26 protein-coding genes are annotated in these 21858 nt (G+C 32.9%); 19 read left to right on the top strand and 7 right to left on the bottom strand.

Going from position 1 to position 21858, the window contains the following annotated elements; translation table 11 throughout:
* Positions 1 to 38: 38 nt before the first annotated feature.
* Positions 39 to 1013, top strand: a complete 975-nt coding sequence (locus BOW57_RS14920; protein ID WP_129055369.1) for a hypothetical protein — start codon at positions 39 to 41, stop codon at positions 1011 to 1013.
* Positions 1014 to 1192: 179 nt separating this feature from the next.
* Here BOW57_RS14920 and BOW57_RS14915 read toward each other — a convergent pair whose 3' ends face one another.
* Positions 1193 to 1744, bottom strand: a complete 552-nt coding sequence (locus BOW57_RS14915) for a Smr/MutS family protein (RefSeq protein WP_089052390.1) — start codon at positions 1742 to 1744, stop codon at positions 1193 to 1195.
* On the bottom strand, positions 1734 to 1919 hold the full coding sequence (locus tag BOW57_RS14910; RefSeq protein WP_089052391.1) for a hypothetical protein: 186 nt from the start codon (positions 1917 to 1919) through the stop codon (positions 1734 to 1736). The genes BOW57_RS14915 and BOW57_RS14910 overlap by 11 nt, the downstream gene beginning before the upstream one ends.
* 123 nt (positions 1920 to 2042) lie before the next feature.
* On the opposite strand from BOW57_RS14910, the gene BOW57_RS14905 reads away from it, so the two are divergent.
* On the top strand, positions 2043 to 2309 hold the full coding sequence (locus BOW57_RS14905; protein ID WP_371413529.1) for a DUF2752 domain-containing protein: 267 nt from the start codon (positions 2043 to 2045) through the stop codon (positions 2307 to 2309).
* A 17-nt stretch (positions 2310 to 2326) separates the two neighbouring features.
* Here BOW57_RS14905 and BOW57_RS14900 read toward each other — a convergent pair whose 3' ends face one another.
* A complete protein-coding gene (locus BOW57_RS14900) occupies positions 2327 to 3028 on the bottom strand; it encodes a DUF1003 domain-containing protein (RefSeq protein ID WP_129055367.1) in 702 nt (233 codons plus the stop codon).
* Positions 3029 to 3218: 190 nt separating this feature from the next.
* Between BOW57_RS14900 and epsC the strand changes: the two genes are divergently transcribed.
* From epsC to BOW57_RS14885, 3 genes are all read left to right on the top strand, one after another.
* Positions 3219 to 4010 (top strand): serine O-acetyltransferase EpsC, encoded by a 792-nt coding sequence (gene epsC / locus BOW57_RS14895; protein WP_129055365.1) that lies wholly within the window; start codon positions 3219 to 3221, stop codon positions 4008 to 4010.
* Between the two features lies 1 nt (position 4011).
* A complete protein-coding gene (gene cysM, locus BOW57_RS14890) occupies positions 4012 to 4899 on the top strand; it encodes a cysteine synthase CysM (protein WP_129055362.1) in 888 nt (295 codons plus the stop codon).
* Positions 4900 to 5068: 169 nt separating this feature from the next.
* Complete coding sequence (locus BOW57_RS14885) at positions 5069 to 6055, top strand: aldo/keto reductase (RefSeq protein ID WP_129055360.1); 987 nt, start codon at positions 5069 to 5071, stop codon at positions 6053 to 6055.
* Between the two features lie 102 nt (positions 6056 to 6157).
* Here the strand turns inward: BOW57_RS14885 and BOW57_RS14880 are convergent, their stop codons facing one another.
* Positions 6158 to 7171 carry a sensor histidine kinase KdpD gene (locus BOW57_RS14880; protein ID WP_241687452.1) on the bottom strand — a complete coding sequence of 338 codons (1014 nt, stop codon included), beginning with the start codon at positions 7169 to 7171 and terminating at the stop codon, positions 6158 to 6160.
* A 193-nt stretch (positions 7172 to 7364) separates the two neighbouring features.
* On the opposite strand from BOW57_RS14880, the gene rlmD reads away from it, so the two are divergent.
* From rlmD to BOW57_RS14865, 3 genes are read left to right on the top strand one after another with little or no spacing between them, the layout of a single operon-like run.
* On the top strand, positions 7365 to 8777 hold the full coding sequence (gene rlmD, locus BOW57_RS14875) for a 23S rRNA (uracil(1939)-C(5))-methyltransferase RlmD (protein WP_089052398.1): 1413 nt from the start codon (positions 7365 to 7367) through the stop codon (positions 8775 to 8777).
* Positions 8778 to 8791: 14 nt separating this feature from the next.
* A complete protein-coding gene (locus tag BOW57_RS14870) occupies positions 8792 to 9349 on the top strand; it encodes a DUF6452 family protein (protein WP_089052399.1) in 558 nt (185 codons plus the stop codon).
* Positions 9321 to 10130, top strand: coding sequence for a DUF6048 family protein (locus BOW57_RS14865; RefSeq protein ID WP_129055356.1), 810 nt, complete (start codon positions 9321 to 9323; stop codon positions 10128 to 10130). The genes BOW57_RS14870 and BOW57_RS14865 overlap by 29 nt, the downstream gene beginning before the upstream one ends.
* 119 nt (positions 10131 to 10249) lie before the next feature.
* On the opposite strand, the gene BOW57_RS14860 is transcribed toward BOW57_RS14865, so the two are convergent.
* Both BOW57_RS14860 and BOW57_RS14855 read right to left on the bottom strand, forming a co-directional pair.
* Positions 10250 to 10486, bottom strand: a complete 237-nt coding sequence (locus BOW57_RS14860; RefSeq protein ID WP_129055354.1) for a hypothetical protein — start codon at positions 10484 to 10486, stop codon at positions 10250 to 10252.
* Between the two features lie 191 nt (positions 10487 to 10677).
* Positions 10678 to 11841, bottom strand: coding sequence for a class I SAM-dependent RNA methyltransferase (locus BOW57_RS14855; protein WP_129055352.1), 1164 nt, complete (start codon positions 11839 to 11841; stop codon positions 10678 to 10680).
* Positions 11842 to 11995: 154 nt separating this feature from the next.
* On the opposite strand from BOW57_RS14855, the gene BOW57_RS14850 reads away from it, so the two are divergent.
* From BOW57_RS14850 to BOW57_RS14830, 5 genes are all read left to right on the top strand, one after another.
* Entirely contained in the window at positions 11996 to 12760 is a 765-nt protein-coding gene (locus tag BOW57_RS14850; protein WP_129055350.1) for a bifunctional 2-polyprenyl-6-hydroxyphenol methylase/3-demethylubiquinol 3-O-methyltransferase UbiG, read from the top strand.
* Positions 12761 to 12848: 88 nt separating this feature from the next.
* Positions 12849 to 13517 (top strand): ZIP family metal transporter, encoded by a 669-nt coding sequence (locus tag BOW57_RS14845; protein ID WP_089052451.1) that lies wholly within the window; start codon positions 12849 to 12851, stop codon positions 13515 to 13517.
* A gap of 429 nt (positions 13518 to 13946) precedes the next feature.
* Positions 13947 to 14759: an N-acetylmuramic acid 6-phosphate etherase gene (gene murQ, locus BOW57_RS14840; protein WP_129025106.1), complete on the top strand. Its 813-nt coding sequence runs from the start codon at positions 13947 to 13949 to the stop codon at positions 14757 to 14759.
* Positions 14760 to 14831: 72 nt separating this feature from the next.
* Positions 14832 to 15053, top strand: coding sequence for a DUF6095 family protein (locus BOW57_RS14835; RefSeq protein ID WP_129055347.1), 222 nt, complete (start codon positions 14832 to 14834; stop codon positions 15051 to 15053).
* Positions 15054 to 15132: 79 nt separating this feature from the next.
* On the top strand, positions 15133 to 15705 hold the full coding sequence (locus BOW57_RS14830; protein ID WP_129055345.1) for a pentapeptide repeat-containing protein: 573 nt from the start codon (positions 15133 to 15135) through the stop codon (positions 15703 to 15705).
* Positions 15706 to 15720: 15 nt separating this feature from the next.
* On the opposite strand, the gene BOW57_RS14825 is transcribed toward BOW57_RS14830, so the two are convergent.
* A complete protein-coding gene (locus BOW57_RS14825) occupies positions 15721 to 16557 on the bottom strand; it encodes a DNA alkylation repair protein (RefSeq protein WP_129055343.1) in 837 nt (278 codons plus the stop codon).
* A 99-nt stretch (positions 16558 to 16656) separates the two neighbouring features.
* Between BOW57_RS14825 and BOW57_RS14820 the strand changes: the two genes are divergently transcribed.
* The 6 genes from BOW57_RS14820 (at position 16657) to BOW57_RS14795 (ending at position 21717) form a co-directional block, all read left to right on the top strand.
* Entirely contained in the window at positions 16657 to 17007 is a 351-nt protein-coding gene (locus tag BOW57_RS14820) for a helix-turn-helix domain-containing protein (RefSeq protein WP_129055341.1), read from the top strand.
* A 12-nt stretch (positions 17008 to 17019) separates the two neighbouring features.
* Positions 17020 to 17595, top strand: coding sequence for a DUF1572 family protein (locus BOW57_RS14815; protein WP_129055339.1), 576 nt, complete (start codon positions 17020 to 17022; stop codon positions 17593 to 17595).
* A 221-nt stretch (positions 17596 to 17816) separates the two neighbouring features.
* On the top strand, positions 17817 to 18188 hold the full coding sequence (locus BOW57_RS14810; protein ID WP_089052409.1) for a DNA topoisomerase IV: 372 nt from the start codon (positions 17817 to 17819) through the stop codon (positions 18186 to 18188).
* Between the two features lie 24 nt (positions 18189 to 18212).
* Positions 18213 to 18986: a TerC family protein gene (locus tag BOW57_RS14805; RefSeq protein ID WP_089052410.1), complete on the top strand. Its 774-nt coding sequence runs from the start codon at positions 18213 to 18215 to the stop codon at positions 18984 to 18986.
* Between the two features lie 179 nt (positions 18987 to 19165).
* Positions 19166 to 21088, top strand: coding sequence for a DUF294 nucleotidyltransferase-like domain-containing protein (locus BOW57_RS14800; RefSeq protein ID WP_129055336.1), 1923 nt, complete (start codon positions 19166 to 19168; stop codon positions 21086 to 21088).
* A 2-nt stretch (positions 21089 to 21090) separates the two neighbouring features.
* A complete protein-coding gene (locus tag BOW57_RS14795) occupies positions 21091 to 21717 on the top strand; it encodes a PolC-type DNA polymerase III (RefSeq protein ID WP_129055334.1) in 627 nt (208 codons plus the stop codon).
* Positions 21718 to 21858 lie beyond the last annotated feature (141 nt).

Genomic DNA, 21858 nt, shown 5'->3' with positions numbered 1-21858 from the left:
CAAATTTTTCACTATTTTTGACCCAAATAAAATTTACGATGAAAAAATATGCAAGCCTTGTGTTATTGGCGTTTTTGTTAAACGGCTGTGACGATGGCGACCTTACAGTAGATACAATCGATTTTGATAATGTAACAGCGGCAAGCTGCGATCCTACAACTAATACTTTAATTTACAAACTTAAAACGCAAGAATCATTATTGCTTCAATTACCACAGGCAAACGGAATTGTAAACGATCCTAACGTTTATACCTACGACATAGACAATAATCTATATCGTGTTGTATACAGAGCTTATGATGGTAAAGTAGAAACTACTAATATTTGCGGCGCCATACCGCCAAGAACTCCAAATGTTACTGAAGAATGGTTAGGAAAAACAGGGAAAATTGTAATTACAACGACACAAATAGCAACTGATCCTGATGTAAACGGAGCAACAAGAATTAATGGCTACAACCACAATATTGTATTTCAGAACATCACTTTTGCAAAACCTGCAGGAGATCAAGTTGAAGCCGAATTTCCGTTTGGAGATTATAAAACTACAGTTACTCCAGCTAATTTAACGTTTCAAAATGCTGCCAGCGGTGAAGCCTTTATTTGTCCTGATAATTTAACGGTTTACAATTACAATACGTCCTTTACTTTAACAATCGAAAACTTTGATCAAAGTTTACTTGATAATGTAGTTACCCCTCCAGGAAAGCCAAGAACAGGAGCAATTGGGGCAACTACAAACAAGCTTTTTTACAGAACTTTTTTAAGCGGGACTGGAAGTATTTCTGCTGGCTATTTTTGTCAAAAAACTACTCCTTCGTTACCTGCTGTAAATGAAACTTGGGTAGGTGAAAATACAAACGCAGATCTAAAAGCAGAAATACAAGTTACAACAGAAAAAGTAGGTACAAACTTTATTCATACTATTGTTCTTGCAAACGTTTCGCTAGTAAAAGGAAACAGTAAATTTAGACTTGGAACTAGCTTTCTTCTAGGAAAAATCACCAAGTAAAAAAGTAAAAAATAAAATAAAAAAGAAGCAAGGGCAACGTTCAAAAACGACCCTTGCTTCTTTTTTTATTCCTACAAAAAACGTCCGTTTTTCATAACTGATTTCAATCAAAATTCAGAATGAAAAACGGACATTTTTTTATGCTTTTAAAACAGTTTATTTAAGATTCAAAAACCTGTTTATTTATTGTTTTGTCTAAAATAAACTTCGGTCGCACCCAGTCCGTATTTTTGATAATTGGCGTCTTGAAAATCTATACCATCATAACGACCCAATAAAAAATCCAATTCAGCTTTTAAAATTCCTTCGCCTACACCGTGAATAAAAACAATTTTTGGAATGCGATTTTTGATCGCAAATTCAATGTGTCTTTTTGCCGTTTCTGTCTGCAGAGTTAAAATGTCATAATTCGACATTCCGCGTTTATTTGGAACCAGCTTTTCAATATGCAAATCAAATTCTGGAGCCGAAATTTCGCGTTTATCTTTGCGTTCTTTGACAAAACTACGTGGTTTTGGCTCTGTTTTTTCTTTTGAAATCTCATTTAAATCTATTCTTTTAATAGAATTCATTAAATTACTGGTTTCTTGAATTTTAAGCAACTCATTGACAAAAAATGTCATCATAAATCCGTCCTCAGTTTCAATCAAAACCTCGTTGTTTTTCACTGAAACCACCGTTCCGTTTATGGCTTCGTCTAAGACAGAAACCTTATCTCCTTTAGTCAACATCCTTCTCTTCTTTATCTTGGTTTTTACTTGGTGTTTTTGCACTCAGCTGCATCATTCCATACATGAAAACTGCAATTGCAATTACCGTTATATAGATATTTTTTTCTGCCGAAACCTGCTCATATAACGCAACCGAAATGGCAAGAATCATAATTAAAATTTTAAACGTTTTCATATTTTAAAGTTTAAGAATTCAAAAGTAGCAAACTTTAAAATAACAGTTCCCTCCTCTTGAAATGTTATCTTATATTTTTTTCGTAAAATTGTAAAAAAAATCACCGTGTCTTTAGAAAAATATATGATCCCCTGCATGTTCAAAACGCTCTTTGGAATTGAGTGTTTAGGCTGCGGTTTTCAGCGATCATTATTCTTACTTTTTCAAGGTGAATTTTTAGCGGCTTTTAATATGTATCCGGCAGTTTATACTACCCTTTTATTTTTGATTTTAGTCGTTTTATATTTTGTGGACAAGTCTAGAAATTATCAAAAAATAATTTGGAAAGCAGCAAGCCTGAATATCATTTTTATGCTTGTTGGTTACTTTTACAAACACTTTTATCTTTGATGTTTTTGATCGTTTTTTTACTTCTTAATTTTATTCAAAATATCATTCATCATCTCAATTTGCACTTTCTGAATTTCGATTAATTCTTGCTGTTGATGCATAATTAAATGATCAATTTTATCGTGAATCATTCTAATTTCTAATTCCGATTTTAAGTTAATCATATAGTCTTTTTTAGCACGATTTCGATCCTTCTCTTCTTGACGATTTTGACTCATCATAATCACCGGCGCTTGCAAAGCTGCAATACAGGATAAGATCAAATTCAGCAAAATAAACGGGTATGGATCGAACCCTTTATTGACCAAAATATAAACATTCGAGCCAATCCAAATAATAATAAAAGCCAGAAACGAAATTATAAAAGTCCAGCTTCCGCCAAAATCTGCCACTTGATCGGCAATTTTCTGTCCAATACTCCTCGTCTCAACTTCATCTTCAACAATACTTACTATTGATTTATCTTCCTTTAATGAAGAAATAACGTTTTTTTCAAGATCTGAAAGCGCTCCAATTTCAGTAGACAAATAATTCGAAATATATTTCTGGCGATATTGATTCAACTCTTCTACAGCTATACAATCGTCATCGCAAAAAGAAGGATGATCTTTGACAATTAAACCTAATATTGGGTCATGAATTGATTTTCCGTAAATTTTCTCACTTATAGGAAAATCTATATTTGAAATTGCACTCTTGAACGTTAAATTGTTTTTCATTTTTGTAAATTTTATAGGCTAATTTACACAATTAACTTCTTAAGAATCATATTATATTTTAGATTTCAGCAAACTTTCATTTATCACAAATACAACCCGAAGCACAAAATTTCTTTAGTTAATTCGTGCCTGTATTTACAAAAAACACCTTACTTTTAACGTTTTAAAATATCCATTCAATTTTATAATTGTGACAAAAGATACTATCATACAAAACATTAAAGCCTTAAAAAGCCATTCTACAATAAACTACGGTATCAAAACCAAAACGGAAGCTTTTACTGAAAAGCTGTTCTACACCCTTTTTGATTCGAATGCCGCATTAGACGAAAGCATAAATGAACTCGAAATACGCTTTAAAGAAATTGCTGTTTTAGCTTGTCAAAAACCTGAAAACTTATGCGAGTCTATTTGGGATCGATTTCTTGAAAAACTTCCAGGAGTTCTAGAAAAATTGAATCAAGATGCCGCATATATTTTAGAAAATGATCCAGCATCAAACAGCTTAGACGAAGTTTACTTGGGTTATCCTGGTTTTTATGCTATTGCCATTTATAGATTAAGTCACGAATTATACCATCTAGACTTATTGCTGTTCTCACGATTAATGAGCGAATATGCGCATCGAATTACAGGAACTGACATACACGCGGGAGCAAACATTGCATCGCCGTTTTTTATTGATCACGCAACTGGAATTGTTATTGGAGAAACCTCTGTTATTAAAAAACACGTTAAAATTTACCAAGGAGTTACTTTAGGAGCTTTGAGTGTGAGCAAGGAAATGAAAAATGCGAAAAGACATCCAACCGTAGAAGCTAATGTGTGTATTTATGCCAATGCCACAATATTAGGAGGAGGAACTATCATAGGCGAGAATAGTGTTATTGGCGGAAATGCATGGGTAACGAAATCTATTCCTGCAGATTCTATCGTTTTGAATACTACTACAACCGACGTTAAAATAAAAGAAAAAAGATAAAATGGGTCCACAGAAATTGTTAAACCTTATTGGAAATACTCCTTTAATGGAAACTGTCAATTTGGTTAAAAATAAAAACGTAAAACTCTTACTTAAACTTGAAGGAAACAATCCGGGTGGAAGTGTAAAAGACAGAGCTGCTTACAACATGATCGCTTCAGCACTTGAAAGAGGCGAAATTAAAAAAGGGGATAAACTAATTGAAGCAACAAGCGGCAATACTGGAATTGCATTGGCAATGATTGCGCAATTGTTTCAAATAGAAATCGAATTGGTTTTACCAGAGGATTCTACAAAAGAAAGAACGCAAACTATGCGTGCTTATGGCGCTACGGTTATTTTGACACCTGCCAGCGAAGGAATTATCGGCTCGAGAGATTATGCAGATAAGAAAGTCGCTCAAGGCGGATATTTAATGCTGAATCAGTTTGCGAATGACGATAACTGGAAAGCGCATTATAAAACTACTGGTCCAGAAATTTGGAATGATACTGACGGATCTGTTACACATTTTGTTTCGGCAATGGGAACAACTGGTACGATCATAGGAACATCTACTTATTTAAAAGAAAAAAATCCTGCTATTCAAATTGTAGGCGCGCAGCCAAGCGACGGGTCTCAAATTCCGGGAATTCGTAAATGGCCGCAAGAATATCTGCCTAAAATTTTTGATGCTTCAAAAGTCGATACTGTTGTCGATGTAAGCGAAGAGGAAGCTAGAGCAATGACAAAAAAATTAGCTTTAGAAGAAGGTGTTTTTGCCGGAATGAGCAGCGGAGGATCTGTTGCTGTTGCTTTAAAAATTGCAGAGCAGCTAGAATCTGGTGTTATTGTTGCTGTTATTTGTGATCGCGGTGACCGTTATCTATCATCTGATTTATTTGATTAAAAAAAAAGGGACAAAGGATCAAAGTGGCAAAGAATCAAAGGCTCAGCAGAGCTAAATTTCACAAACTCGTTACAAACCACTACAACTCCTAAAAGATGCACCGCTGTGTGTCTCAACAAAGAAACCTTTGTACCTTATTTACCTATGAACCTTTGTAACTTAAAAGAAAATGAACTACAGAAAACTAGGCAAAACAAACTTCAACATATCTGAAATCTCACTAGGAACTTGGCAGGTTGGAGGAAAATGGGGATCAGGATTTGATGATAAAACTGCCGATGAACTTATAAATACTGCCATAGACAATGGTGTAAACTTTATTGACACTGCTGATGTTTATGAAAACGGATTAAGCGAAACTGCCGTTGGCCGTGTTGTTCGTTCACGCTCTGAACGCATCTTTGTAGCAACAAAATGCGGACGCAATATCAATCCGCATATCAATGAAGGCTACCAGCCAAAAGTACTTCAGAAATTTGTTGAAGACAGTTTAAGAAGAACTGGTTTAGAAACTTTAGATTTAATACAACTTCATTGTCCGCCAACAGAAGTTTATTACCGTCCTGAAATTTTTGAACTTTTTGACCGATTAAAAGAACAAGGCAAAATTTTGAATCTTGGCGTAAGTGTCGAAAAAGTCGAAGAAGCTTTAAAAGCAATAGAATATTCAAATGTAAATACGGTTCAAATTATCTTTAACTTATTCCGCCAGCGCCCATCGCAGTTATTTTTCTCTGAAGCAAAGAAGAAAGATATCGGCATCATTGCGCGTGTTCCACTCGCAAGTGGTCTTTTAACGGGCAAATTTGATTCAAAAACAACTTTTGACACTCAGGATCATCGTAATTTTAATCGTAACGGAGATGCCTTTGATAAAGGTGAAACTTTTTCTGGTATTGATTACGAATTAGGTTTAAAAGCAGTCGAAAAACTAAAAGCCTTATTCCCTGATACGCCAAACCTTGCTCCTATTGCTCTGCAATGGATTTTGAGTTTTAATGAAGTGAGCTGTATTATTCCTGGAGCTTCAAAAAAAGAACATGTTCTTTCGAATTTATCTGTTTATGATACTCCTCAATTAACATCTGAACAAATTTCGGCAATGAATAAAATTTACAACGATTTGATAAAACCGTCTGTTCATCAGCTCTGGTAATTTTTTGAAGACACTAAGGTTCTGAGATGCTAAGGTGCTAAGTTTTAAACTTTACAAAAAACCTTAGATCCTCAGAACCTTAGCCCCTTAGCATCTCCAAATTTACAATTCAAATTCAATTTTAAATTCGGCACCTTTATTTCTGCCTTCACTTAAAGCGGTTAGTTTTCCTTTATTTTTCTCGACAATTTTTTTACACAAGTACAATCCAATTCCGGTTGACGATTCATTAGCAGTTCCTAAACGGCTCATTTTTGTGAATTTTTTAAACAATTCATCAATCTGATTTTTATCAAAACCAATTCCTTCATCAGCAACCGTAATAATTACATTTGAATTCTCCTTAAAAACTCTAAGTTTTATTTCACTGTCGAAATAAGAAAACTTAACGGCATTACTGATTAAATTAACTAAAACTTGAACTAATAAGCCTTCGTCGATTTTAAGTTTTACCTCGTCAATTTCAACATTTACTTTTAAGTTTACTTTTTTATCAATCAAACGTTGTTCAACCTGCTCGTTAATAAAAGGCAGAATGTTCGAGATTAAAATAGTCTTAAATTCTGGATTTATTTTTACGACTTGATCTTGTTCTTTTAATAATTTTATAAAATTCTCGATGTATCGAAATTGTAAATTAGTCGATTCGCAAATTAAACCTGCTAAATGTTTAACAGACTCTGATGGATTTTCACTCAAAATAAGCTCTGCTAAACCTTGCGGATTTCCTGCAAAATTTTTCAAATCGTGCGAAAGCATATAAATTAAATCCTGCTTTTCGTTTAGAAAACTTTCGGCCTCATAAATTGATTCTTGAATATTACACATCAAAAGCCCTGCTTCATCAGTATATTCTGTTGGTAATACTGAAAGCTGTCTGTTATTTCTATAATCATCCAAAGATCTCGAAGCAATCGAAATTGGCTTGATTAATTGTTTTAATATCAAAAGCGTAACTACCGTTGCCAGCAGAGTCATAATTAGAGAAAAAAGTAAAATTGAAGTTGGTGAGACGGTATGTTCAAAAAAAAGCACAAAAAATAAAATCCCAATAAGCGGAATATGTATTCCTATAAACGCGACAAACAAAAATTTAAATGCATAACTTTTTTTCAAAAAGCTGATTTGTGAAAGATTGTGATACAACTTCATAAAACATGACAAACTATAGGTTATACTTGGGGTATTTGAGATTAATGTTAAAAACAAAGTTAACTTTTAAACTCAATTAAACTAATAAATTCAACAATTTGATAATTTTTTTTGAAATTTAAATTTATAAAAGTTTTCAAACGCTTATTTTTGCGCTATGGGAAGAAAAAATACAGACAAAGTTGTCTTTCATCAAATCCAGGTTCTTGATGCTGGAGCAAAAGGAGTGTCAGTAGCAAAAGCACCTGACGGAAAAGTAATCTTTATTCCGAATGTAGTTCCGGGTGATGTAGTTGATGTACAGACATTCAAAAAAAGAAAAGCCTATTACGAAGGTAAAGCCGTAAAATTTCACGAATTATCAGAGCATCGTATTGAGCCTATCTGCGATCATTTTGGTGTTTGCGGCGGCTGTAAATGGCAAAATATGAAATACAGCCAGCAGCTGTATTACAAACAAAACGAAGTAAAAAATCATTTACAGCGTATTGGAAAAGTTGAACTTCCTGAATTTGAAACTATTTTAGGTTCTGAAAAGCAGTTTTTCTATAGAAATAAAATGGAATTTTCATTTTCTAACAGTCGTTGGTTAACAGAAAAAGAAATTGAAAGCAAGGAAGATCTAGGGAACAGAAATGCTTTAGGATTTCATATTCCGAAAATGTGGGATAAAATTCTTGACATTCAAAAATGTCACTTACAAGAAGATCCTTCTAATGCTATTAGAAATGAAATCAGAGCTTTTGCAAATGAACATAATTTAGCATTCTTTAACCCAAGAGAACATTCTGGTTTATTAAGAACTGTAATGATTCGTACTGCTTCAACAGGCGAAATTATGGTTTTGATTCAGTTTTTCGAAAATGACAAAGCTAACCGCGAACTTATTTTAGATCATTTATACGAGAAATTCCCGCAAATTACTTCTTTGCAATATGTGGTAAATGCTAAACAAAATGATACTATCTACGATCAAGATATTAAACTTTATAAAGGAAGAGATTATATCTTGGAAGAAATGGAAGGTTTGAAATTCAGCATCAATGCTAAATCATTCTATCAAACAAATTCAGATCAAGCTTACGAATTGTACAAAATTACGCGTGATTTTGCTGGATTATCAGGAAATGAGACGGTTTATGATTTGTACACTGGAACAGGAACTATTGCTCAATTTGTTTCTAAAAAAGCAAAAAAAGTAATTGGTGTAGAAAGTGTTCCTGAAGCAATTTTAGATGCAAAAGCAAATGCAGAGCGCAATAATATTACAAATTGCGAGTTTTTTGTTGGAGACATGAAAGTGGTATTCAATGAAGAATTCATTGCTCAGCATGGTAAACCGGATGTTATTATTACAGATCCGCCAAGAGATGGTATGCATGCAGCCGTAATTGATCAGATTTTAAAAATTGCTCCTAAAAAAGTAGTTTATGTAAGCTGTAACTCGGCAACACAAGCTCGTGATTTAGCATTGATGGACGAAAAATACAAAGTTACCCGCGTTCGACCTGTTGATATGTTCCCACAAACACATCATGTTGAAAATGTTGTACTTTTAGAACTTCGATAATTATAAAATTATAAATGAAAAAAATAGTCTCACTTTTACTTCTTTTTACGTTTGGACTGTCCAGCTGTGAAAAAGATGACATTTGCGATGGAAATACACCTACAACTCCGCGACTTGTTATTACTTTTTATAATATTTCAGATCCGTCTGTTGTAAAAAATGTAACAAACCTAAAAGTTGTTGGTATTGGCGGCGGTGATCCAAATGGGATTATTTTTAATGATAAAGGTACTGACACAGGTAAATATCTAGCAAATGGAAGTACTATTTCGATTCCATTAAAAACAGATGGTACAACCACCGCTTACAGTTTTATATTTAATGCCATAAACACTAATCCTGCAGCGGTAAATACAGATGTATTGACATTTAATTATACAACACAAAACATTTATGTATCGAGAGCTTGTGGTTTTAAAACTAATTTTACACTGAACCCAAGCGATAATTCAAACACTGCCGGAATCATTCGAACTGACCCTGCTAACGACGGTCAATGGATGCAGAGTATTGATATACTAACTCCTAACATTCAAACAGAAAATGAAACACATGTTAAAATATATTTTTAGTTTTTGCTTAGTGTTTTCAATGTTTTTAGGACATTCGCAAGAAACATCAGCTGCAAAAAAAGAAATCGTTCAGGAAAAACCAAAAAAAACAGCAAAACCAGCTGTTCAGGAAACAAAAACAGATAGTATCCCAACAAAAACAGATCGTTATGGTTTGCGTGTAGGAGTAGATTTATATAAACTAACTAGAGGGCTTTATGATAAAGATTATAAAGGAATTGAGTTTGTAGGAGATTATCGTTTAACCAAAACGTATTATTTAGCCGCTGAATTGGGTTTTGAAGACAAAACAACTGATGATGACCGACTAAATTCTACTGCAAAAGGAACTTATATTAAAGCAGGATTTGATTACAATATGTACCAAAACTGGTTAGATATGGAAAACCTTATAACAATTGGTATGCGTGCTGGTTTCAGCTCATTTAGTCAAGACTTAAACAGCTACAAAATTTACAATCCAAATCCGTATTGGGGAGAACAGCCCTACATTACGGCAAATCAAAAATATAATGGATTAAGCGCTGGCTGGATTGAGGTTGCGGGCGGTATTAAAGCTAAAGTTTTTAATAATGTATTTGTTGGTTTTGGTGTTCAGCTTAAACTTTTAGTTATGAATAACAAACCTTCTGGATTTGACAATCTTTATATCCCAGGTTTCAACAGAACTTATGACGGAAGTTTTGGAGTAGGATTCAATTATACTGTTTCTTATTTTATTCCAATTTACAAGAAGAAAGTAGTTCTGCCGGAAATCAAAAAAGAAACTCCTAAAAAATAGAAAATCTTAATATAAAAAAGCCCCGAATTTTTGAATTCGGGGCTTTTTATATATGCGTAATCGAAATCCGGCTTACTGCTTCAATAAGCTTAATTCCTTCTTACTAAAAATTTCAAGAATTATCCAATTTCTTTAATTCCTTTTATAAAAATCCATTTCATAAAAAGCTTCTCACCATCCTTTGTTCTTGCAGCCTGAAATTTTGGAGAAATTAAAGTCGCCGCAATAAATGCCGTCACCGGAATCCATAATCCTGTCAGTCCAGTATAAGTTGCAATTAAAAATCTGCCTAAAATAAACAGAATTGCAAAACATCCTAATTGATATAAAAAAGCTCTTATTTGTAGTTTTGTCATTTTTTCTTTTTTTAAGGTTCAAAGCAGCAAAGGTTCAGAGGCACAAAGAATTTCTCTTTGCGTTTATAAAGTCTTACCACTTTGCAACTATAATTCTACTTGATTTTTTTATAAACTCAACATTACAAAAATTTGTCGCGACAAAGTTTAAATACCTTTGCCCCTCTGAACCTTTGTAACTTTGAACCTATCTACTCCGTAACTTGAAATTTCGTTCTCTTACTTCCTTCGTACATTTCGTATTTTACCAAACGAGCTTCAAGACTTCCGTTAAAAAGTTTGATTTTTCTTGATGGTTTTAGTCCAACAAATTTTAAAGCTTCTAGATTTGCGGTGATAAACCAAGCATTTGTTCCTGGATAATTTTTCTTTAGAGTGTCGCCAATACTAGCATAGAATTTCTCCATATGAATATCTAAACGCTCATCATACGGCGGATTAAATACAATATGCAATTTTCCTTCTACTTCTTTTTCAGAATCAAAAAAGTTGTCTTCAGAAATGGTTACATAATCTTCCAGATTAGCATTTCTAATGTTGTCTTTTGCTTTACTTACAGCACTTGGCGCTTTGTCAAAACCTTTTATAGTATAGTGGAATTCTTTTGTTTTTTTCATCAAACTATTTACAATCTGATCAAACAAATCGTTGTCCCAGTCCTTCCATTTTTCAAAAGCAAATTCTTTACGATTGATATTAGCCGGAATATTGCAGGCGATCATTGCCGCTTCTGCTAAAAAAGTTCCTGATCCGCACATTGGATCTAAAAAGTGACTTTGTCCTTCCCAACCCGAAAGCAAAAGAACTCCCGCTGCTAAAACTTCGTTTATAGGTGCAATATTTGTAGCCGTTCTATACCCGCGCTGATGCAATGAGTTTCCAGAAGTATCTAAAGCTACCGAAACCTGATCTTTGTCGATATGCACATTGATTCGTAAATCAGGATATTGCTTATCAATACTTGGTCTCTGTCCTGTTCTTTCTCTAAACTGATCTACAATAGCATCTTTACATTTTTGAGAAACAAACTCAGAATGATTAAAATAAGTAGAATGCACAGTTGCATCAATTACAAAAGTTTGATTGGCATTTAACAATTTCGACCAGTTTATACCAGAAATTCCTTTGTACAATGCCTGCTCGTTGTTAGCTCTAAAAGAGTAAATTGGTTTAAGTACTTTTAACGCCGTTCTAAGTGACAAATTGGCTTTATACATAAAACCTTTGTCTCCTTTAAAACTTACCATTCGCACTCCTTTTTCAACATCCTGAGCACCAAGCGTACGTAATTCTTGTTCTAATATTTCTTCAAAGCCAAAAAAACATTTGGCAATCATTCTAAAATTTTCTTCCATTTCTCTATAAATTAAAAAAACTAAAACTCAAAAGATGCACAGCGGTGCATCTCTACATTATGCAATGATAAAATTTAGTATCACTGCGAAATAGTTATTTTTCGGCAAAAATACACTAAATTTGCGGTACTTTAAATTAAATGAAATAGAATAAATGTCTGAAGCACCAAACTCATCAACACCAAATCAGGATCGTAATACAGAAAACTGGTTCTCTTCATGGTTTGATACTCCGTATTATCACATTCTTTACAAAGATCGAAATTACCGAGAAGCTCAGGTTTTTATGGATAATCTTACACATTACCTTAATCTTCCTGAAAAAGCAAAGGTGCTTGATTTAGCTTGCGGAAAAGGAAGACATTCTATATACTTAAACCAACTTGGTTATAACGTATTAGGTGCTGATTTATCTGAAAACAGCATTGCAGAAGCCAATAAAAACAGCAACGAATCGCTGCACTTTAAAGTACACGATATGCGTGAACCTTTTGAAGAAAAATTTGATGCCATTTTTAATCTTTTTACCAGTTTTGGTTATTTTGAAAGTGACGACGATAATTTAACTACCCTGAAAGCTATCAAAGAAAGCTTATCTGAATATGGTTTTGCTGTAATTGATTTTATGAATGTAAACCAAGTTATTGAAACTTTAGTTCCAGAAGAAGTAAAAACGGTTGACGAAATTGATTTTCACATAAAAAGATATGTTGAAGAGGGTCACATTTTCAAAGAAATTGACTTTGAAGATCAAGGCAGAAAATATCATTTTACAGAAAAAGTAAAAGCATTAACTTTGAAAGACTTTCAAGATTTAATGGATGAAGCAGGAATTTTTCTGTTAGATATTTTTGGCGATTATAAACTCAAAAAATTCCATAAAACCGAAAGCGAACGATTAATCATGATTTTTAAGTAAATTGGGGAATCGTTTAATTGTTTAACCGTTTAATCGCTAAACAAAAACAATTAACCGATTAAACAAATCAACGATTACACGAAACGAAATGAACTATTTACTACCCTTATTCTCTGTACTTTTAGGATATATAGTGGCTTTGTTTTTAAAACCAAAAAACAAAACCAATTTAAAGTTACTGCTGGCGTTCAGCGGTTCATTTTTGTTATCTTTAACAGTAATGCATCTTTTGCCCGAAGTTTATGAATCTCACAATCATAATATTGGGATTTTTATTATGCTTGGGATTTTATTTCAAATTGTGCTGGAATTTTTCTCAAAAGGCGCAGAACATGGACACGTTCATGGTCATGCAAAAATGTCGCAAATTCCGTGGCTGCTTTTTATAAGTCTTTGTATTCATGCCTTCTTAGAAGGTTTTCCTGTAAGTCATCATCATGATTTGGCTTTAGGAATTGCGATTCATCATTTGCCAATTGCGGTAATTTTAACAACATTTTTTATCAATGCCGATTTAGACAAAAAAGCGATTTTTGCCTTTATGCTTACTTTTGCCGTAATGACGCCTTTAGGAACTGTTGCTTCTGAATATCTGCCAATTTTAAATGAATATTATACTGAAATTACCGCAGTAGTAATAGGTATTCTATTCCACATTTCATCAACCATTATTTTTGAAAGCAGCGAAGGACATAAATTTAATATCGCAAAAGTTTCAATGATTGTACTTGGAATTTTACTAGCATTTTTCTTGTAATTTTATTAAATTTCGTTTCCTTTTTAGTGGCTGAATATCATTTTTTATTATTTAAAATGATGCTTTTTCTTACTTGCTTTTTATTCATAAAGTTTCAAAAATAATACTGCCAAATGTTTTTAGTGTTTATGAAATTTTAAATAACTGACAAAAAATTAAAGCCTTTCCCTTTTTAGATTTTCATTAAAAAAGAAGCTGATTGCGAACCTAAATCCTAGATATTCCAGCTAATAAGTCTAATTTCTTCATTAATCTGAACTATTCAACAATATTGCTTTTCGCATTCGCGTAACAAAACTTCTGACAAACAGTCTTTATTGCTAAAAAATAGAGCACAAAAAAAGATTACATTTCTTTGTGACTTTGTGTTGTAATTTTCTTTATTAAAATAAAAAAATATTAATTTTGACTGGTCTAAATAACACTCAAATGACATTTACAAAAACAACTGAACTCTCATCACAATATGAACATTTAGAAAAAATGTCTGTTCATGAATTGTTATCAAATATCAACCAAGAAGATAAAACTGTTCCTTATGCGGTAGAAAAAGCTTTACCTCAAATAGAAGCTTTGATACCACAAATAGTTGCAAAATTGAAACTTGGCGGCAGATTATTTTATATTGGAGCGGGAACTTCAGGTCGTTTAGGTGTTGTTGATGCCTCAGAATGTCCGCCTACTTTTGGTGTTCCCTTTGATTTAGTAAATGGTATAATTGCGGGAGGTGATACCGCTATAAGACGAGCAGTTGAAAATGCAGAAGACAATCCTACACAAGCTTGGATTGATTTAAAGTCTTATAATATCAATCAAAATGATGTAGTGATTGGAATTGCTGCTTCTGGAACAACTCCTTATGTTATTGGAGGATTAGAAGCCTGTAACCAAAACAATATTATAACTGGCTGTATTACTAACAATGCTGGAAGTCCGCTTGCATTAACCGCAAAGTTTCCTATTGAAGTTGTAGTTGGTCCTGAATTTATTACAGGAAGTTCGCGAATGAAAGCTGGAACAGCACAGAAACTGGTTTTAAACATGATTTCGACAGCAGCAATGATTCAGCTTGGAAAAGTAAGAGGCAACAAAATGGTCGATATGCAGTTAAGTAATGTAAAACTTGTAGATCGAGGAGTTAAAATGATTATGGGTGAAATTCCCGTTTCATATGATGAAGCATCTGAATTACTCAAAAAATATGGCAGCGTTAGAAATGCTGTTGATAATTATCATAAGTAAACCGTTTTCTTTGTGGTACCTTTAACCGCAAACTTCATCAAGTTTTCAAACTTGAAACAAAAACACACACAAATGGCAACAAATAAGCAACTATTAGGAAAAGGAATCAAATATTTAACTGGTGCTCTGCCATTAATGTTTCTTGGGCCTTCATTGATTTACAATGCTTTTATGAATCAACATACCAATTGGCATTATTTAGTTTTAGGAATTGGAATTGTAGCTTGCTTAGCTTCTATGTTTTTAATTTTCTACGGATTGAAAACAATTATGAAAAGTATATTTAATGACTAATTTTATTCAAGTAAACAATTCTTAACAGTTCCAAAACTATTAAGTATTCATTTGTTATTTAATATTTATCCAACACAAAATGGAAAGTCTAATTCACATTCAAAAAACATTCGAAAAAGTTGTTTACATCGATAAAAAAATAAACAATCGTGAGTTTGAAGATTGTGTGTTTAAAAATTGTGATTTTTCGAATAGTAATTTTAATTCTAATACTTTTTTAGACTGTGAATTTATTGACTGCAACTTATCTATGACAAGTTTAGCAGGAACGAGTTTAAAAAATGTGACTTTCAGAAATTGCAAACTTTTAGGAATTGCTTTTAATGAATGTGACGATTTTTTATTTCAAGTCCATTTTGAGGAATGCACTTTAGATTATGCTTCATTTGCTAATAAAAAAATGCCAAAAACAAAATTTATTAATTCATCACTTAGAGAAGTAACTTTTGTAGGTGTTAATTTAACCAATTCAGTTTTTGACAATTGTAACTTAGACGGCGCAATTTTTAATGAAACCCAATTGGCCGCAGTTGATTTTAGAACCGCTTACAATTACAAAATCGATCCAGAGTTTAATGCCATGAGAAAAGCACAATTTTCGACTCAGGGAATTGTTGGACTTTTAGATAAATACGATATTAAGATTGTATAAATAGCAGCTCTACTTTCATTTTTCAATTGTTCGCAATCCCTTTTTTATGATGTAAGCTGTTTCTTTTGCAGCACTTTCTATTTGCCATTTTTTGCATAAATCTTTAACGAAATCTGGTTTTGATTTACTGGCATCATTCAACCAATTCCCCACACTATCTTGAACATATTTAGATGGATCAGATTTTAGGGAATCTAAATTTTTTAAAGCTAGTTCCGGTTTTTGCTTAAGCTCTTCGATATGTTCGCACCAAACTCCCCTTGGCCGTATTGCTTCGGTTGCAAAGCGTCTAATATTTTCATCTTCGTTTAAAGTCCATTTTAATAAAATTTCAAGACTTCTATCCAAATTCTTTGCTATATGTGAACGAACAGCCAACCATGAAATTTCTCGAACTCCAAAATGTTTATCGGCTGCCAAAAACTGAATTTGTTCTAACATTTCTTCAATTGTGTATTTTGGATTTTTGCCTATCGTATAAGCTGACCAGCATCTCACTAAATCTGATTTATGTTTGGAAATATCTGATAGGATTCTTAAATCATTATTTAAAGCAGACAATTTTAATATTCCAGTTCCAATTGCTTCGTTTATGGTATTTACTGTTTGCTTTTTCAAACTGCGAATATCATTTTGTATCGACTCAAAATACTGCATTCTGTCTAATTGATTTAAAACATTTTCCAACAAAACAATCTGATCTACTACCAGCCATTCCACTAGATTAGCTGTTTCAATTTCACCTTTATTAAGCTGTTCTAAAATAGAACTCGGAATATCTTTTGCAGATCGTGCTCCTTTACGTTTTATGGTTGTATTCAATGTTTCAATTTGATTCGTTAATTCGCTCATTCTGCTTAAAATTTTGACTATTTTTGTAAAGATCGGTAAGTTGGATCAGCCTGGCAATACCGCATATTTTTATCCCATAGGGATACAAAAGTCAATTTTATGCAAACAAAGGAACGAAACACTGAAAATAAAATTTGTCCATTAGAAATTGCTGTAAACTGTATCAGCGGGAAATGGAAAATTCCAATTGTATGGCAAATTAACGATGGGAAAAAAAGACCCAGCGAATTTTTGCGCGGTATCGCAAAAGTGGACCGACGTGTTTTAAACCAGCAATTAAATGAAATGGTCGAAGATGGAATATTGATGAAACATTCTTTTAACGAACTTCCGCCGCGTGTTGAATATACTTTGACCGAAACTGGAAAACAATTAGTCGAAATACTATGGAAACTTAATGATTGGGGGAAATTACTAATTTCTGAAAACAAAATTCAGCTTCAATCTTAAAACACACAAATCATGAAAACTGAAGAATCTTATCTTGAAAGTGTTAAAAAACAATTTTTGTATTACAAAACACTTGGCGAAAAAGCGATCAACCAACTAGAGCCTGAACAACTTTTTTTTGAAACAAATGATGATACTAACAGTATTGCCACGATTGTAAAACATATTTCGGGAAACATGCTTTCGCGATGGACTGACTTTTTAACTTCTGACGGCGAGAAGGAATGGCGAAATCGTGATTCAGAATTTGAGAATGATCTACAGTCAAAACAAGAAGTTTTAGAAGTTTGGAATAAAGGCTGGAAATGTCTGGAAAATGCATTGAGCAGCCTAAAACCAGAACAGCTTTCAGATATTATTTATATTCGAAATGAAGGTCATACCGTTATCGAAGCCATAAATAGACAACTTGCACATTATCCTTATCATGTTGGCCAGATTATTTTTTATGCTAAACAACTAAAGAACAGTTCTTGGGACAGCTTATCCATTCCAAAGAATAAATCAGGAAATTACAATGCCGAAAAGTTTGCCAAAGAGAAAGAAATTAAGAACTTTACCGATGATGAATTAAATAAATTGAAATGATTGAATATCATGCTTATTTAGGAGGTTTTTGGTACTGGATTTTAATTAAATTCTGTAAAACAAAATTATCTGATGAGCAAGCTGAGACAAATAGAAAACGTAATTTATTTTTTCTTTCTTTTCTAAATATCATTGTCATTTCAATTGTAATAACATTTTATTATTTTTCCAATTTATTTCCGGCCCTTACGGAAGGGAGCTTCTAAAAAAACTTATTTAAAATGAAAAAAATACTATTCTTACTTCCAGTATTGGCGCTGGTATCATGTTATAATGCCGAACACAATTGTAAAGATTTTAAAACCGGGAAATTCAAATTTGAGTTTGAAGTAAACGGCGTAAAAAAAACTACGGTTTTTGAACGCAAAGACAATATTGAAATCGAAACTTTTGAAGGAAAAACAGATACTTCAACTATCCGCTGGGTGAGCGACTGCGAATATGTACTGCAAAAAAAGCATCCAAAAAATATGGCCGAAGAAAAAGCAATCAGCATGAAAATTCTAAACACCACAAAAGATTCTTATACCTTTGAATTCGGTATGGTTGGTTCTGAGGAAAAACAACGCGGTACTGTTTTTAAAATTGACTAAATAATATAAATAAACTCGTTTGATATGGAAGTATTCTTGAATCCTGATGCATGGATTGCCTTACTTACTTTAACTTTTCTTGAAATTGTTTTAGGAATTGACAACATCATTTTTATATCGATTGTTACGGGTAAACTACCTGAAGAAGATCGCAAAAAAGCAACCCGAATAGGTTTATTTCTAGCTATGTTCATGCGAATTGCTTTATTAATGGGAATATCCTATTTAATTGCCATGAAAGCGACAATTTTCAGCATTCATTGGGGTTGGTTTGAAGGTGATTTTACTGGGCAAGCCGTTATTTTATTCCTTGGAGGTTTATTTTTAATTTATAAAAGCACCAAAGAAATCAGCGAAAAAGTTGACCATAAAGGCGAGGAAGAACAAACAATTAAAACTGCCGCAAAAAAGTCATTTTCGAATGTTATTGTTCAGATTTTATTGATCGATTTAATTTTTTCGGTTGATTCCATTTTAACTGCTGTTGGAATGACAAATGGTGTACATGGCGCATTGACCATTATGATAACTGCAGTTATTATTTCTGTTGCTGTTATGATGTTGTTTGCTGTTCCTGTTGGAAACTTCGTAAACAAAAACCCATCCATTCAAATATTAGGACTTTCGTTTTTAATCTTAATTGGATTCATGTTAATTACAGAAAGTATGCACTTATCAAACGCTGCTCTTGCGGGTGAACATATTGGTGCTGTACCAAAAGGTTATTTATATTTTGCCATCTCATTTTCACTAGCTGTCGAATTTATTAATATGAGAATCCGCAGAAGACAAGAATAAACATAAAATCAAAAGTCCCTTTTTTGGGACTTTTTTATGGCGCACTTTAAAAACGTTCCTCACCTCTTCACCTTTGCCCCTTTGTCCCTCTGCACCTTTATAACCAAACTAAAAATAATAATCAGGTGTTCCTTTTACATTTCTATTTTATATAGTACATTAGATTTCAAATCTGATGTATGAAAAATACCATTTCACAAAGAGTTGCCGACTTTTTAAAGAACTTCCCTCCTTTTAATTTTTTGCATCCAATGGATCTCGAAAAGCTTTCGGAACAAATCTCTATTGTTTATAAAGATAAAGATGCTGTTATTTTTGCCGAAAATGAAAAAACGCACGATTCCTTCTATGTCGTTCATAAAGGAGCAGTTGCACTCAAAAAAAGTCAAAAAAGCACTGTTTTAGATATGTGTGACGAAGGTGATATTTTTGGATTACGTCCGCTTTTAGCACAGGAAAATTATATTATGGAAGCCGTTGCACACGAAGAAACCATTCTATATGCAATTCCTATAGCCGTATTTAAGCCTTATGCCCTTGAAAATAGAAATATTGGTAATTTCCTGATTGAAAGTTATGCTTCAAATACTAAAAATCCTTATTCAGATATTCATAAAGACAAACTATACGGCGATGACGATTTATTGAATGAAAACCGCCATTCAAACAATGATTCATTCGACTTAGCGCCCATAAAATATTCAAAAAAAATAGTCACTTGCAGTCCTTCTACAACAGTAAAAGAAATTGCCAAAATCATGAATACTAAAAAAGTAGGCGCCATATTGATTGTCGACGAAATGCTGCCAATTGGTATTTTGACTGATAAAGATCTTCGCAATAAAATTGTTACTGGAGATTATTCAATCATGACAACTGCCGAAACAATCATGACAAAACCTGTGATTACGTACCCGAAAAAAATGACGGTTACTGAGGCTCAAATGGCAATGATGAAAAGCAATATCAGCCATTTATGTCTTACCAAAGATGGAACTGTAAATACAAAAGCAGTTGGAATTTTATCGAAACACGATGTAATGGTTGCTCTTGGAAATAATCCAGCAGTTTTGATTAAAGCTTTGAAAAGAGCTAAAAAAACTAAAGAAATAAAACCTATTCGAAACCGCATTATGCAGCTTCTTCAAGGGTATTTAGATCAAAATATTCCGATGACATTGATTTCTAAAATCATAACAGAACTCAATGAAGCCTGCACAACACGTGTAATCGAAATTTGCATTGAAAAAATGAGCAGTCCGCCGCCTGTAAAATTTGCATGGCTGGCTCTAGGAAGTCAAGGACGAGGAGAACAAATGCTGCATACAGATCAAGACAATGCCATTGTATATGAAAATGTTTCAGATGTTTTTAAAGATGAAACTAAAATTTACTTTTTGAAGTTTGCTGCATTAGTAAACAAAGGTTTATTTGATATTGGTTATGATTATTGTCCTGCCGAAATGATGGCTTCGAATCCTAAATGGTGCATGAGTCTAGATGAATGGAAGGCTCAAGTACATCATTGGATTACAAATCCTGGCAAAAATGAGGTTTTATTGTCGTTTATTTTCTTTGATTATAGTTTAACGTATGGCGATGCCGAAATTGCGAATCAGCTCTCTGATTTTATTTTTGAAGACATAAAAGCTAATCCAATATTTTATGTTCATTTAGTGAGCGGCGCATTGCAAAATCCATCTCCAACAGGATTCTTCAGACAGTTTCTTGTAGAGCAAGACGGCGCAAACAAAGATAATTTCGATATTAAAAGACGAGCTTTAATGCCTTTAACAGATGCTGCACGAGTATTGATTTTATCACATTCTGTTAAATCTATCAGCAATACAGCAGAGCGTTTTGAAAAACTGGCAGAATTAGAACCTAATAATAGAGAACTTTATTTATCCTGTTCTTACTCCTTTAAAGCTTTATTAAAATTTAGAACCAAACAAGGACTTTTACATCATGATTCTGGGCAGTTTATTGCTTTGGAATCTTTATCTAAAATGGAAAAAATTAAACTGAAACGTACTTTTAAAACTATAAAAGAACTTCAAGAACTAATCTCGATACGATTTAATATTTCAAATTTAGTATAGCGATGGGTTTATTTAATTTTTGGAAAAAAGACAACGAACTCTTCGATGAAAGCATTACTATCGAAGAAACCCGATTTGTAGTTCTAGATACCGAAACAACAGGATTCGATTACGAAAATGATCGAATTTTATGCATTGGCGCTTTAATACTGCAAAACAATGTAATTTCTGTTCAGGAAACACTTGAAATTTATCTTCAGCAAGATCACTACGACAAATCGACTGCGCAGATTCACGGAATATTGAGAGATTTTGTTCTACAACGCCCAAGTGAACTAGAGGCTTTACAACAGTTTTTAACTTTTTTAGGAGACTCTATTATAGTTGCACATCATACTATTTTTGATGTAACAATGATTAACAAAGCATTAGAAAGAAATAATCTGCCGCAGTTAACTAATAAAACTTTAGATACGGCATATTTATACAAAAAAACACTAATTAAATCCCATTTGTTTGAGCGCAAAGATCATTACACTTTAGACGATCTCGCAGATAAATTTGATATTTCAAAAAAAGATCGACATACGGCTTTGGGCGATGCTTACATTACCGCAATTGCTTTTTTGAAAATTGTAAAAAAATTAAAAGAGAAAAAAGAAATTTCTTTAAATCAGCTTTTTAAATAATTTTAAGATTTTATTAATACTCTAAAATTTACATTAGACTCAAAAATTTACCATTTAGTAATCTTTAACTTATTATTTATTAGCAATAAGAAAAAACTAGCGTAACATATATTTTGTTTTTCGAGGATAGCTTTGCCTCAA

Source organism: Flavobacterium sp. YO64, assembly GCF_004119505.1.
Lineage (GTDB): Bacteria > Bacteroidota > Bacteroidia > Flavobacteriales > Flavobacteriaceae > Flavobacterium > Flavobacterium oncorhynchi.
This window is presented reverse-complemented; position numbering and strand designations above follow the sequence as displayed.

Coding starts and splice junctions, on each gene's coding strand:
- BOW57_RS14845 (WP_089052451.1), top strand. CDS start 12,849: ATGAACTATTTACTACCCTTATTCTCTGTACTTTTAGGATATATAGTG.
- BOW57_RS14885 (WP_129055360.1), top strand. CDS start 5,069: ATGAACTACAGAAAACTAGGCAAAACAAACTTCAACATATCTGAAATC.
- BOW57_RS14830 (WP_129055345.1), top strand. CDS start 15,133: ATGGAAAGTCTAATTCACATTCAAAAAACATTCGAAAAAGTTGTTTAC.
- BOW57_RS14855 (WP_129055352.1), bottom strand. CDS start 11,841: ATGGAAGAAAATTTTAGAATGATTGCCAAATGTTTTTTTGGCTTTGAA.
- rlmD (WP_089052398.1), top strand. CDS start 7,365: ATGGGAAGAAAAAATACAGACAAAGTTGTCTTTCATCAAATCCAGGTT.
- BOW57_RS14860 (WP_129055354.1), bottom strand. CDS start 10,486: ATGACAAAACTACAAATAAGAGCTTTTTTATATCAATTAGGATGTTTT.
- cysM (WP_129055362.1), top strand. CDS start 4,012: ATGGGTCCACAGAAATTGTTAAACCTTATTGGAAATACTCCTTTAATG.
- BOW57_RS14825 (WP_129055343.1), bottom strand. CDS start 16,557: ATGAGCGAATTAACGAATCAAATTGAAACATTGAATACAACCATAAAA.
- BOW57_RS14820 (WP_129055341.1), top strand. CDS start 16,657: ATGCAAACAAAGGAACGAAACACTGAAAATAAAATTTGTCCATTAGAA.
- BOW57_RS14865 (WP_129055356.1), top strand. CDS start 9,321: ATGAAACACATGTTAAAATATATTTTTAGTTTTTGCTTAGTGTTTTCA.
- BOW57_RS14870 (WP_089052399.1), top strand. CDS start 8,792: ATGAAAAAAATAGTCTCACTTTTACTTCTTTTTACGTTTGGACTGTCC.
- BOW57_RS14810 (WP_089052409.1), top strand. CDS start 17,817: ATGAAAAAAATACTATTCTTACTTCCAGTATTGGCGCTGGTATCATGT.
- BOW57_RS14835 (WP_129055347.1), top strand. CDS start 14,832: ATGGCAACAAATAAGCAACTATTAGGAAAAGGAATCAAATATTTAACT.
- BOW57_RS14815 (WP_129055339.1), top strand. CDS start 17,020: ATGAAAACTGAAGAATCTTATCTTGAAAGTGTTAAAAAACAATTTTTG.
- BOW57_RS14805 (WP_089052410.1), top strand. CDS start 18,213: ATGGAAGTATTCTTGAATCCTGATGCATGGATTGCCTTACTTACTTTA.
- BOW57_RS14915 (WP_089052390.1), bottom strand. CDS start 1,744: ATGTTGACTAAAGGAGATAAGGTTTCTGTCTTAGACGAAGCCATAAAC.
- BOW57_RS14920 (WP_129055369.1), top strand. CDS start 39: ATGAAAAAATATGCAAGCCTTGTGTTATTGGCGTTTTTGTTAAACGGC.
- BOW57_RS14850 (WP_129055350.1), top strand. CDS start 11,996: ATGTCTGAAGCACCAAACTCATCAACACCAAATCAGGATCGTAATACA.
- BOW57_RS14910 (WP_089052391.1), bottom strand. CDS start 1,919: ATGAAAACGTTTAAAATTTTAATTATGATTCTTGCCATTTCGGTTGCG.
- BOW57_RS14800 (WP_129055336.1), top strand. CDS start 19,166: ATGAAAAATACCATTTCACAAAGAGTTGCCGACTTTTTAAAGAACTTC.
- murQ (WP_129025106.1), top strand. CDS start 13,947: ATGACATTTACAAAAACAACTGAACTCTCATCACAATATGAACATTTA.
- BOW57_RS14795 (WP_129055334.1), top strand. CDS start 21,091: ATGGGTTTATTTAATTTTTGGAAAAAAGACAACGAACTCTTCGATGAA.
- BOW57_RS14905 (WP_371413529.1), top strand. CDS start 2,043: ATGATCCCCTGCATGTTCAAAACGCTCTTTGGAATTGAGTGTTTAGGC.
- BOW57_RS14900 (WP_129055367.1), bottom strand. CDS start 3,028: ATGAAAAACAATTTAACGTTCAAGAGTGCAATTTCAAATATAGATTTT.